Below are 11174 nucleotides of genomic sequence, written 5' to 3' on the forward strand. Positions count from 1 at the left end.
TCATCCTTCTGTTAATGGGTGGCGCCGCCGCCAATTTTGACATCGTCATCCTGTTCAAGGGCGACGGCAATCGCCGTTTCCAGCGCCGCGCGTACCGTCGCGACCGACATACTCGCCTGCCCCGGGTGGGCCGCCGCCTGTTCAGGCAGATAAGGAATATGGATAAAACCGCCCTTCTGCCCGCTTTTTCCCTGCAGCTGATGCAGCAAACCATACATCACGTGATTGCAGACGAAGGTGCCCGCGGTTTGCGACACCGAGGCCGGGATCCCCTGCTGGCGCAGCGCGCTGACGATCGCTTTGATCGGCAGCGTACTGAAGCAGGCCGCAGGGCCATTAGCGACGATCGGCTCGTCGATCGGTTGCTGGCCTTTATTGTCGGGGATCCGCGCATCATCGACATTGATCGCTACACGTTCGACGGTAATATCGACACGGCCGCCGGCCTGTCCGACGGCAATCGTCAGCCGCGGTTGATAGGTTTCCAGCGCCGCCTTCAGCACCGTCAGCGCTTCGCCGAATACGCAGGGTAATTGTTTAGCCACCACCTGCTGTCCGCGAATAATCATGCCATCCAGCTGCTTAACCACTTCCCATGAAGGATTAACCGTTTCGCCGCCGAACGGCTCAAAACCGGTAATCAATACGCCAGCCATCATCCCTCCTTACAGGAACATCAGGAAATAGAGTAAGAATACATTGACGATAAGCAGCAGGATACCGGTCGGTATCTGTGCTTTAATCACCGCGTTTTTATCCGGCAATTCCAGCAGCGCCGCCGGGACAATATTGAAGTTCGCCGCCATCGGCGTCATCAGCGTGCCGCAGTAGCCGGAAAACATACCAATCGCCGCCATTACCGCCGGATTGCCGCCGTGCTGCAGGACTAAAATCGGAATGCCAACTCCGGCGGTCACAATCGGGAAAGCGGCAAAGGCGTTGCCCATCACCATTGTCAGCACCGCCATGCCGATGGCATACACAGCCACGGCGATAAAGCGGTTATCGACCGCCAGATAGTGCTCGGTCAGCCATGAAATGCTGGTTCCGACGCCCGCTGCGGTAAACAGCAGCCCCAGCACCGCGAGGATTTGCGGCAGGATAAAGGCCCAGCCGACGGAATCAAGCAAACGGCGCGCTTCCTGCATTGGCTGCGCCACCGTTTCATGCGTCATACGAATCGCCATCGCCAGGCCAATCAGCGTACCGACAGTCATCGAGAACAGAGTAATCAGCGTCGCGTGGTTGCCCGGCCCGAAGAGCGCCACCTGCCATGAGGGCAGATTGTTAAACAGCAGTACGCCAATGACGGTGACGACCGGAATCGCCAGCGCCGGAAAGAAAAGTTTGTTGCCGAGGCGTTTCGCGCTGGCGGTTTTCTCTTCCTGGGTACGCTGATGGTAGCTGCCGAGGCGCACGCCGCCAAAACCGGCGATCAGCGCCAGGACGACCACCACCCCGCCGACAGCGATATTCACCGTACGCTTATCGCCCACCAGTTGATATGTCCAGTCGCCGAGCAAGAACACCAGCCCGTACAGGCCCCAGAACAGACCGGTTGTCAGACGCCGCGGATTGCTTTTGTCGCGCCAGGACATGATAGCCACGACCAGCAGTACCGCGCCGGCCAGCCAGTATAAATAGGTTTGCTGGAAATTCATGCCGCACCGCCTTTCGCCTGCCCGGCGTTTATCCGGTCCAGCTCGCGCTGGAGATGGCGATCGAGTCGCCACAGGCGCGCGGCGTGGATCAGAAAGGCGCAGATCGCCGTCGGGATCCCCCACAGGGCAATATGCAACGGTTCCGTCTGGATCCCACCCGACTCCAGCATAAAGTTGTGCATGAAGATGATCGCGCCGAAGGCGACAAAAATATCTTCGCCGAAGAACAGCCCGACGTTATCGGTCGCCGCCGACATCGCGCGCAGGCGGTAGCGTACATTGCCCGGCAGCGGGCCAAAGCGCTTTTCCGCCGCCCCCTCCGCCATCGGCGCCAGCAGCGGGCGCACCATTTGCGGATGTCCGCCGAGGCTGGTCAACCCCAGAGCGGCGGTGGCTTCGCGCACAAACAGATAGACGATCAGCAGACGTCCGGCGGTCGCGCTATGGATCTTCGCGATCCACGCCTGCGCCCGCTCTTTCAGACCATGGCGCTCCAGCAGCCCGATCACCGCCAGCGGCAGCAGCAGAATAAACGGCAGATTACGGGTATTCAGGAAGCCCTCGCCCAGTTTCTCCAGAATAGTGGCTATTGGCATATGCGCCGCCACGCCGGTGACGATCCCGGAGATAATCACCACCAGCACCGGGTTAAAGCGTAATACAAAACCGACCACAATCACGGCAATGCCGATTAGCGGCCAGAGGGATATCGCCTCTTGCATAATAACGTCCTGTTCAGTTGTGAGTATTGTGAGTGTTGTTAATTATTTGATTTAATTATTATTAATAACTTAGGCGGACTATTACTCGAGGTCCGCGCTGACGTCGATATTCCGCCCGGCAAACGCGGCGCGCAAGCGTCGGGCGAAATCGAGCGCGTGAGCGCCATCGCCATGCAGGCAGACCGTTTCCGCCTTAACATGCGCCCATTCGCCGCTCAGGCTGCGCACCCGATTGTGCTGCACCATTTCCAGCGTTTGCGCCAGCGCCTGCTCTTCGCTCTCAATCAGCGCGCCCGGTTGGCTGCGCGGCACCAGGCTGCCGTCGGCCAGATAGCCGCGATCGGCGAAGACTTCCTGGCGCGTCGTCAACTGATAATGCTGTCCGGCGCGGATAAGCTCGCTGCCCGCCAGCCCAACCAGCACCAGGTCGGCGTCGGCATCGCGCACCGCACGGGCGATAGCGTCGGCCAAAGGCGGCTCTTTCGCCGCCTGGTTGTACAACATGCCATGCGGTTTGACGTGCCGCAGCTCGCCCCCCTGGGCGTGTACGATTGCCGCCAGCGCGCCAATTTGGTACAGCACCTGGGCGTAGACCGTCTCTGGCGGTAACTGCATCGCGGTTCGACCGAAATTTTCCCGGTCCGGGAAGCTCGGGTGTGCGCCGATAGCGACGCCGTTTTTCAGCGCCTCGCGCACGCATTGCTGCATGAGAACCGCATCGCCGGCGTGAAAGCCGCAGGCGATATTGGCGGAAGAGACCAGCTGCAGCAGCGCGCTATCGCTGGCGCAGCCTTCGCCGAGGTCGGCATTTAAATCAATTTTCATCGCTTAATCTCCAGGCCAGTTGTTCAAGGTAGCGCTGCTGGTCGGCGCGCGCTTTTAGCGCTTCCTCCAGCGAACAGGGGGTGAAATGGATCGGCTGACCTAGCGGAATTTGCGCCAGTTGGTACATATCGGCTTCAATAATGCAGGCTATACGCGGATAGCCGCCGGTGGTTTGCGCATCGTTCATCAACACAATCGGCTGGCCGTTATGCGGTACCTGTACCACGCCGGGCAGCAGGCCATGAGAGAGCATTTCCCGGTCGGTTGTGCGCTTGAGCGGCTGCCCCTGCAGGCGGTAGCCCATACGGTTGCTCTGCGGACTCAGCTTCCACGGCGAGCGCCAGAAAGACTCCTGCGACACGCTGTCGAATTCGTGATACTCCGGTCCCGGCAGCGCGCGAATAATATTGCCTATCGGCAGCTGTTTAACGCCGCGCGAGGTGCTAAAGCGGCGGGACGATTTCCCAATTCTTCACTTGATCGCCATCCTGCAACCGGCGCCCTTCGATTCCGCCGATACCGACTTTCAGATCGGTAGAGCGGGAACCTAAAACTTCAGGGACATCAATACCGCCCGCGACCGCCAGATAGCTGCGGATCCCATGCTGAGGATTTTTCAGCACCAGCCGCTGCCCGGCCTTCGCCTCCATTCGCCAGCCCAACCAGACCGGCGCGCCGTCGAGCGTCGCTTCACAGGCGGCGCCGGTCAACGCGAACCAGCAGTGGTGGGTGAACTGCACATCGATCTGACCCAGCGTAATTTCCAGCGCCGCCGCCTCCGGCGCATTGCCCACCAGCAGATTGGCAATGGTCATCGCCGGTTTATCCAGCGCGCCGCAGCGGCTAATCCCCCACTGGCGCTGGCCTTCCCGGCCGCCATCCTGTACCGAGGTATACATGCCGGCGCGGATAAATTTCAACATACCCCCTCCTTCTGCGGCACAAAGCGCACGCGATCGCCGGAACGCAGCAGCACCGGCTCTTCACGTTTTGGATCGAATAATGCCAGCGGCGTGCGCCCCAGCAGCTGCCAGCCGCCCGGCGTCGCCAGCGGATAAATACCGGTTTGCGATCCGCCGATACCGACGGATCCCGCCGGTACCAGTACGCGCGGCTCGGCGCGACGCGGCATCGCCAGCTGCTCCGGCAGGCCGCCAAAATACGGAAACCCCGGCTGGAAACCCAGAAACCACACCATATACTCCACCGAAGAGTGCAGTTCGACCACCTGCTTTTCGCTCAAACCGCTATGGCGCGCGACGTCGCCAAGATCTGGTCCCGCCTCGCCGCCGTAGATAACCGGGATACTTATCTCACGGGATTCCGGCTCCAGCGCATCGCTCTCTTCCCACCAGCGCTGCAGCTTGTCAATCGCCTCCCACGCCATCTCCTGCGGACGACGCAGCACAACGGTGATGTTGTTCATCCCCGGGATCACTTCAACCACCTCTTCGCGATCGGTCAACCGCTGCGTCAGTCCCCAGATACGTTTTTGGCTCTCCAGGGTCACCGGAGGCTCAAGCTCCAGGACCACCGCCGTTTCACCTAACAGATAACAACGCGCTCGCTGCACTTTCTTCTCTCCCGTCAGGCAGGGTTAGGAATATCAATAAAGGTAACATCCAGATCGGTCGTTTCCGTCAGCCATTCGCTGAGGGCGCGAATGCCGCCCCGCTCGGTGGCGTGGTGGCCGGCGGCATAAAAATGCAGGCCCTGCTCGCGGGCAGAGTGAATAGTTTGTTCCGACACTTCGCCGGTGATAAAGGCGTCCACGCCAAAGCGCGCCGCGGCGTCGATAAAGCTCTGGCCGCCGCCGGTACACCAGGCGACGCGGCTGACGGTGCCCGGCCCGGTATCGCCGCACCACAGCGGCTTGCGCCCCAGTCGCGCTTCGATCCACGAGGCCAGTTCGAGGCCGGAAACCGGCATCGACAGCTCGCCCCACGGCACCAGCGGTTCGATTTCGCCGAGCACGTTAATCCCCAGCAGATGCGCCAACTGCGCGTTATTGCCCAGCTCCGGATGGGCATCCAGCGGCAGGTGCCAACCGTAGAGATTGATATCGTTGGCCAGCAGGGTTTTCAGGCGACGGCGCTTCATGCCGCGGATCACTGGCGATTCGTTTTTCCAGAAATAGCCGTGATGAACAATCACCGCATCCGCCTGCAGACGGACGGCCTCATCCAGCAGCGCCTGGCAGGCCGTCACTCCGGTGACGATCTTGTGCACCGTTTCGCGTCCTTCCACCTGCAGACCGTTAGGGGCGAAGTCACTGATGGCCGCACTATTGAGCTTGTCGTTAATCAGTTGTTCCAGTTCGCTATTTTTCATCGCCACTCCAGCAGATAATCAGGTTATACAAAGGCATAACATAACCATATCCATTCGGGTCGTCGATAGTCCGCTACCGTCACTGACCATGACTTTTTAACGAATCCCGCAATTTGTCTATTCATCCCGCCGCGCATTAGTGTATTTTTATGCACTAATAAAGCATATTAAATAATCAGAAAGCCCCTCAAGCCATGAATATGACTGATAAATCGCTATTCATGCAGAACGATCGACTTTCGCTTTACGCCAGGAAACACACTTCATATGCAGACAACATCATCGCAGCCGCGGGCGATCTACTACGTCGTGGCGCTGCAAATCTGGGAGTACTTTAGCTTTTACGGCATGCGCGCCCTGCTGATCCTCTATCTCACCAATCAGCTCAAATATGACGATAACCATGCCTACGCCCTGTTCAGCGCCTACTGTTCGCTGGTCTATGTGACGCCGATCCTCGGCGGCTATCTGGCCGATAAGCTGTTAGGCAACCGGATGGCGGTCATGCTCGGCGCGCTGCTGATGGCCATTGGCCATCTGGTGCTCGGGGCCAGCGAAACCGCTCCGGTTTTCCTGTACCTGTCGCTGGCGATCATCGTCTGCGGCTACGGGTTGTTTAAATCCAACGTCAGCTGTCTGCTGGGCGAGCTGTACGAACCCGCCGATCCGCGTCGCGATGGCGGCTTTTCGCTGATGTATGCCGCCGGCAATATCGGCTCGATTATCGCGCCGATCGCCTGCGGCTACGTACAGGAGGAGTATAGCTGGGCGATGGGCTTTGCCCTGGCGGCCATCGGCATGGTCGCGGGGCTGGTGATTTTCCTCTGCGGCAACCGTCATTTCCAGCATACCGCCGGCGTCAACCGCCAGGCGCTGTGCGCGCGCCGCTTCCTGTTGCCGAACTGGGGCTGGCTGCTGGTATTGCTGGTTACCGCCCCGCTGCTGATTGCGGTACTGTTCTGGCAGGAGTGGTCGGTGTATGCCCTGATCGTGGCTACGGCCATTGGCCTCGCGGTACTGGCGCGGATCTACCTGCGCGCCGAAACCGATAAACAGCGCAAGGATCTGCGCCTGATCGTCGTCCTGACCGCCTTCAGCCTGCTGTTCTGGGCCTTCGCCCAGCAGGGCGGGAGCTCCATCAGCCTGTATATTGACCGCTTCGTTAACCGCCATATCATGAGCTACGAAGTCCCTACCGCTATGTTCCAGTCAATCAACGCCTTCGCGGTGATGCTCTGCGGCATGGTGCTGGCGTGGCTGGTGAAAGAGAGCGTGAACGGCAATCGCACCGTGCGCATCTGGGGGAAATTTGCCCTCGGTCTGGGCCTGATGAGCGCCGGGTTCTGCATTTTGACCCTCAGCGCCCGCTGGTCGGCGGCCTATGGTCAGTCGTCCATGCCGCTGATGGTGCTGGGTCTGGCGGTGATGGGCTTTGCCGAACTGTTTATCGACCCGGTCGCCATGTCGCAGATCACCCGCATTGAGATCCCGGGTGTCACTGGGGTGCTGACCGGTATTTATATGCTGCTCTCAGGGGCCATCGCCAACTATCTGGCCGGCGTAATCGCCGACCAGACCTCGCAGGCGTCATTCGACGCCGCCGGAGCGGTGAACTACTCCATTGACGCCTACATTACCGTCTTCAGCCAGATCACCTGGGGCGCGCTGGCCTGCGTCGGCGTGGTGCTGGTCATCTGGCTGTATCATTCGCTGAAAGTCAGGACCCGCCGTCTGGCGGTGGAGTAATTCCTTTTCTGGCGGCCTCCCAGGCCGCCAGCGTCTCCTGCCGCGCCTGCTTGTGATCAACTATCGGGCGCGAATAGTCCAGCGTGATCCCTTGTTTATCCGCCCACGCCCACGGCTGATGCAGGGCCTTCTCCGGCACCTTTGCCAGCTCCGGCAGCCAGCGACGTATAAACACCCCCTGTTTATCAAACTTTTCGCCCTGGGTGGTGGGGTTAAATATGCGGAAATAGGGCGCGGCGTCGGTGCCCGTTGAAGCCGCCCACTGCCAGCCGCCGTTATTCGCCGCCAGGTCGCCATCAATCAGCTGGCTCATGAAATAGCGCTCGCCCGCCCGCCAGTCGAGGCGCAAATCTTTGGTCAGGAAGCTGGCGACAATCATGCGCAACCGGTTATGCATCCAGCCGGTGGCGTTCAGCTGGCGCATGGCGGCATCAACAATCGGAAAACCGGTCTCCCCGCGCTGCCAGGCCTGCAGGGCGGCCTCCTCTGCGCGCCAGGCGACCTTATCTGTCCAGGCAGTAAATGGCCGTCCTTTACAGAGCTTCGGATAGTAGACCATCAGATGGCGATAAAACTCGCGCCAGATCAGCTCATTAAGCCAGGTGGCGCCGGCTCCGCCGTCCAGCGCGGCGGGATGTTCCGTCAGCAGACGATGCAGGCACTGGCGGGGGGACAGCACGCCGATGGCCAGGCAGGGCGACAGGCGACTGGTCCCTTCCACGGCCGGGAAGTCGCGCTGCCCCTCGTAATCCGCCGCCGCTTGCTGACAAAACGCGCGCAGACGCGCCAGCGCCGTTTTTTCATCCGCGGCAAACAGCAGCCCGTCAAACGGCGTTTGCGGGTAGTTAAGCTCAGGCAGCGGCGGCGCCTGGCGGGCAGGCGCCTGGCGCGGCTTCGGGGCCGCCACGCACGCCGGCAGCCCGTCCCGCAGACGGCGAATAAACGCATTTTTAAACGGGGTGAAGACTTTATACATTTCGCCGCCACCGGTCAGTACGCTGCCGGGCGGCAACAGGACGCTGTCGTCAAAGCCCTGGCAAATCACGTCGCGCAAGGTGTTCTCAACGGCGGCATCGCGCTGGCGTTCATTGAATTCGTACTGATAGTTGTAGAACAGGTGACTGGCCTGATGCTGCTGGCAAAAATCGGCCAGCCGTTCGACGCTGGCGGTAAAATCGTCCGCCTCTTCTACCCACAGCGGTATGCCCCGTTCCGCCAGCGCGGCATGCAGACTCTGTAAATGGCTGGCGATAAAAGCGGCCTGCCGTGGCGCCAGGTGATGTTCACGCCACTGCCCCGGGGTGGCGATATACAGCGCCAGCACCTGCGCCTGCGGATCGCGGCAGGCGGCAGCCAGCGCCAGGTTATCGTGAATGCGTAAATCCGTGCGTAACCAGACCAGATGGGTGGCCATATCACTCCTTATTATCCGTCAGCAATATTCATCTTATGATCTAAGCCGGCAAAAATAGCGCGCTCCGGCAAAATACGCACCTGCCAATTCCAAGGCGGCGCATAAAAACGAGTGTAGACAAGCGGCGAAAAAAAACCGCCGGGGCAACCCGGCGGTCTTGTTATTTTCTTCGCAGCAGGAGGATTAATAGAAATCGTGAGCGGCTTTCTCCGCCTGCGCCATCCACACCGGCTGCTCGCTGGTTTTCGACCACACCCGGTGCAGCCAGCTGTAGTAGCGGGCGCGATCTTTCCAGAACAGCATCACCGGCAGCGCCGCGACGCCAGCCACGACGGCGAAAGCACGACGCAGCAAAATAATATGAGCAGGATAAGCTTTGTACAACGCCATCATTTCTCTCCCCTTTGTCAGGCCGGCAAGCAGCGCCGGTAAAATTAATCATGTTTGTCTGAGCAAAATAATACCGCTCTGCTTGTAATTTTACTACTCATCCGACCACTAAAAAGCACGTATTTATACTTAATTTACATTCGCCACGTAAATTAGTTACGAAAAAGTTAAATTAATACTAACCATCAGTTAATTTGTGCCTTTGTCATTTTTATACTTTTTTTACACCGCACCCGCGGATTTTTGCGAAATCTTTGCGCCGTAATTTCTATCCTCCAGGTAAATCGAAAACACACCCGGAGGTGGATTGTGACTACAGGCGTACTCACTGGCGTTGGGCTGGTGTTCCTGTTACTGGCTTATCTGGTTTATGCCTTGATACATGCGGAGGCATTCTGATGGCTGCCCAGGGATTTTTATTATTAGCCAGCTATCTGCTGGTATTGCTGGTGCTGGCGCGCCCGCTGGGGATGTGTCTGGCAAGAATGGTGAATGACATCCCGCTTCCCGGCCTGGCCGGGGTCGAGCGCGTCCTGTGGCGCGTGGCCGGGATCCGCGCCGAAGAGATGGGCTGGCTGCAGTATTTGCTGGCGCTCCTGCTGTTTAACGCCCTCGGCGGCCTGGCGCTGTTTGCCCTGCTGATGCTCCAGGGCGTGCTGCCGTTTAACCCGCAGCACCTGCCGGGGCTGTCATGGGATCTGGCGCTCAATACCGCGATCAGCTTTGTCAGCAATACCAACTGGCAGGCTTACGCCGGCGAAAGCACAATGAGTTATCTCAGCCAGATGGTCGGCCTGACGGTGCAGAATTTCCTCTCCGCCGCCACCGGCATCGCCGTGGTCTTCGCCCTGACCCGCGCCTTCGCCCGGCAGAAAATGTCGACCCTCGGCAATGCCTGGGTCGACCTGACGCGCATTACCCTGTGGCTGCTGCTGCCGCTCTCTCTGCTGGTGGCCCTGTTCTTTATTCAGCAGGGCGTGCCGCAGAATTTGCAGGCTTACCAGCCCTTTACCACCCTCGAAGGGGTGCACCAGCTGCTGCCGATGGGGCCTGTCGCCTCACAGGAAGCGATTAAGCTGCTGGGCACTAACGGCGGCGGTTTCTTCAATGCCAACTCCGCCCATCCGTTTGAAAACCCGACCGCGCTGACCAATCTCGTGCAGATGCTGGCGATCTTCCTGATCCCGGCGGCGCTGTGCTTCGCCTTCGGCGAGGTGGTAAGCGATCGGCGTCAGGGACGCGCCATCCTGTGGGCAATGACGCTGATCTTTATCCTCTGCGTCGCCGTGGTGATGTGGGCGGAAACTCGCGGCAATCCGCATCTGCTGACGCTGGGCGCTGACAGTAGCCTGAATATGGAAGGTAAAGAGAGTCGCTTCGGTATTCTCGCCAGCAGTCTGTTCGCGGTGATCACCACCGCCGCCTCCTGCGGCGCGGTCAATGCCATGCATGACTCCTTCACCGCGCTGGGCGGCATGGTGCCGATGTGGCTGATGCAGATTGGCGAAGTGGTGTTCGGCGGCGTCGGCTCGGGCCTGTACGGCATGCTGCTGTTCGTTATGCTGGCGGTATTTATCGCCGGGCTGATGGTCGGCCGCACCCCGGAGTACCTCGGGAAGAAAATCGATGTCCGGGAAATGAAAATGATCGCCCTCGCCATTCTGGTCACCCCGACGCTGGTGCTGCTTGGCACGGCGCTGGCGATGATGACCGACGCCGGCCGCGCCGGGATGTTCAACCCTGGACCGCACGGCTTTAGCGAAGTGCTGTACGCCGTCACCTCGGCGGCCAATAACAACGGCAGCGCCTTCGCTGGCCTGGGTGCGGCGACGCCGTTCTGGAACCTGCTGCTGGCGTTCTGCATGCTGGTCGGCCGCTTCGCCGTCATCATTCCGGTGATGGCCATCGCCGGCTCGCTGGTGGCGAAGAAAATTCAACCGGCCAGCCCCGGCACCCTGGCCACTCACGACGCCCTGTTTATCGGTTTACTGATCGGCACCGTGCTGCTGGTGGGCGCCCTGACCTTTATTCCTGCGCTGGCGCTTGGCCCGCTGGCTGAACACTTTTCCTTACTTTGAGCGATGC

Annotated in this window: 11 protein-coding genes and 1 pseudogene; 3 read left to right on the forward strand and 9 right to left on the reverse strand. The window is 59.8% G+C overall.

Going from position 1 to position 11174, the window contains the following annotated elements:
- Nucleotides 1–11 precede the first annotated feature (11 nt).
- The 7 genes and pseudogenes from pcp to LPQ25_RS18170 form a co-directional block, all read right to left on the reverse strand.
- Entirely contained in the window at nucleotides 12–656 is a 645-nt protein-coding gene (gene pcp, locus LPQ25_RS18140) for a pyroglutamyl-peptidase I (protein WP_004183438.1), read from the reverse strand.
- 9 nt (nucleotides 657–665) lie between these two features.
- Complete coding sequence (locus LPQ25_RS18145; protein WP_004176855.1) at nucleotides 666–1661, reverse strand: DUF979 domain-containing protein; 996 nt, start codon at nucleotides 1659–1661, stop codon at nucleotides 666–668.
- Nucleotides 1658–2383, reverse strand: a complete 726-nt coding sequence (locus tag LPQ25_RS18150) for a DUF969 domain-containing protein (protein WP_002894928.1) — start codon at nucleotides 2381–2383, stop codon at nucleotides 1658–1660. Before LPQ25_RS18150 ends, LPQ25_RS18145 begins: the two co-directional genes overlap by 4 nt.
- Nucleotides 2384–2464: 81 nt before the next feature.
- Entirely contained in the window at nucleotides 2465–3208 is a 744-nt protein-coding gene (gene pxpA / locus LPQ25_RS18155) for a 5-oxoprolinase subunit PxpA (protein WP_002894926.1), read from the reverse strand.
- A pseudogene (pxpC, locus tag LPQ25_RS18160) lies at nucleotides 3198–4131 on the reverse strand (5-oxoprolinase subunit PxpC). The gene pxpA and the pseudogene pxpC overlap by 11 nt, the downstream one beginning before the upstream one ends.
- Nucleotides 4125–4781, reverse strand: a complete 657-nt coding sequence (gene pxpB / locus LPQ25_RS18165; RefSeq protein ID WP_004176857.1) for a 5-oxoprolinase subunit PxpB — start codon at nucleotides 4779–4781, stop codon at nucleotides 4125–4127. The pseudogene pxpC and the gene pxpB overlap by 7 nt, the downstream one beginning before the upstream one ends.
- Nucleotides 4782–4795: 14 nt before the next feature.
- Nucleotides 4796–5539 carry a type 2 GTP cyclohydrolase I gene (locus LPQ25_RS18170; RefSeq protein ID WP_012737662.1) on the reverse strand — a complete coding sequence of 248 codons (744 nt, stop codon included), beginning with the start codon at nucleotides 5537–5539 and terminating at the stop codon, nucleotides 4796–4798.
- Nucleotides 5540–5806: 267 nt separating this feature from the next.
- Here LPQ25_RS18170 and LPQ25_RS18175 point away from each other — a divergent pair, with 267 nt between their 5' ends.
- The gene (locus tag LPQ25_RS18175; protein ID WP_004142240.1) at nucleotides 5807–7285 is read left to right on the forward strand and encodes an MFS transporter; all 1479 of its coding nucleotides are present in this window, start codon (nucleotides 5807–5809) and stop codon (nucleotides 7283–7285) included.
- Here the strand turns inward: LPQ25_RS18175 and phrB are convergent.
- Nucleotides 7257–8699, reverse strand: a complete 1443-nt coding sequence (gene phrB / locus LPQ25_RS18180) for a deoxyribodipyrimidine photo-lyase (protein WP_012737661.1) — start codon at nucleotides 8697–8699, stop codon at nucleotides 7257–7259. The genes LPQ25_RS18175 and phrB overlap by 29 nt on opposite strands.
- Before the next feature lie 183 nt (nucleotides 8700–8882).
- The gene (locus LPQ25_RS18185) at nucleotides 8883–9092 is read right to left on the reverse strand and encodes a DUF2517 family protein (RefSeq protein ID WP_004142243.1); all 210 of its coding nucleotides are present in this window, start codon (nucleotides 9090–9092) and stop codon (nucleotides 8883–8885) included.
- 306 nt (nucleotides 9093–9398) lie between these two features.
- Between LPQ25_RS18185 and kdpF the strand changes: the two genes are divergently transcribed.
- Complete coding sequence (gene kdpF, locus LPQ25_RS27440) at nucleotides 9399–9488, forward strand: K(+)-transporting ATPase subunit F (RefSeq protein ID WP_077250504.1); 90 nt, start codon at nucleotides 9399–9401, stop codon at nucleotides 9486–9488.
- A complete protein-coding gene (gene kdpA / locus LPQ25_RS18190; protein ID WP_004142245.1) occupies nucleotides 9488–11167 on the forward strand; it encodes a potassium-transporting ATPase subunit KdpA in 1680 nt (559 codons plus the stop codon). Before kdpF ends, kdpA begins: the two co-directional genes overlap by 1 nt.
- Nucleotides 11168–11174: the final 7 nt, after the last annotated feature.

This window comes from Klebsiella sp. KPN54798 (genome assembly GCF_021184225.1).
GTDB classification, from domain to species: domain Bacteria; phylum Pseudomonadota; class Gammaproteobacteria; order Enterobacterales; family Enterobacteriaceae; genus Klebsiella; species Klebsiella pneumoniae.

What these genes read in the sequence shown, in the direction of transcription:
- pcp (WP_004183438.1), bottom strand. Translation starts at nt 656, where the DNA reads ATGGCTGGCGTATTGATTACCGGTTTTGAGCCGTTCGGCGGCGAAACG.
- LPQ25_RS18145 (WP_004176855.1), bottom strand. Translation starts at nt 1,661, where the DNA reads ATGAATTTCCAGCAAACCTATTTATACTGGCTGGCCGGCGCGGTACTG.
- LPQ25_RS18150 (WP_002894928.1), bottom strand. Translation starts at nt 2,383, where the DNA reads ATGCAAGAGGCGATATCCCTCTGGCCGCTAATCGGCATTGCCGTGATT.
- pxpA (WP_002894926.1), bottom strand. Translation starts at nt 3,208, where the DNA reads ATGAAAATTGATTTAAATGCCGACCTCGGCGAAGGCTGCGCCAGCGAT.
- LPQ25_RS18170 (WP_012737662.1), bottom strand. Translation starts at nt 5,539, where the DNA reads ATGAAAAATAGCGAACTGGAACAACTGATTAACGACAAGCTCAATAGT.
- LPQ25_RS18175 (WP_004142240.1), top strand. Translation starts at nt 5,807, where the DNA reads ATGCAGACAACATCATCGCAGCCGCGGGCGATCTACTACGTCGTGGCG.
- phrB (WP_012737661.1), bottom strand. Translation starts at nt 8,699, where the DNA reads ATGGCCACCCATCTGGTCTGGTTACGCACGGATTTACGCATTCACGAT.
- LPQ25_RS18185 (WP_004142243.1), bottom strand. Translation starts at nt 9,092, where the DNA reads ATGATGGCGTTGTACAAAGCTTATCCTGCTCATATTATTTTGCTGCGT.
- kdpA (WP_004142245.1), top strand. Translation starts at nt 9,488, where the DNA reads ATGGCTGCCCAGGGATTTTTATTATTAGCCAGCTATCTGCTGGTATTG.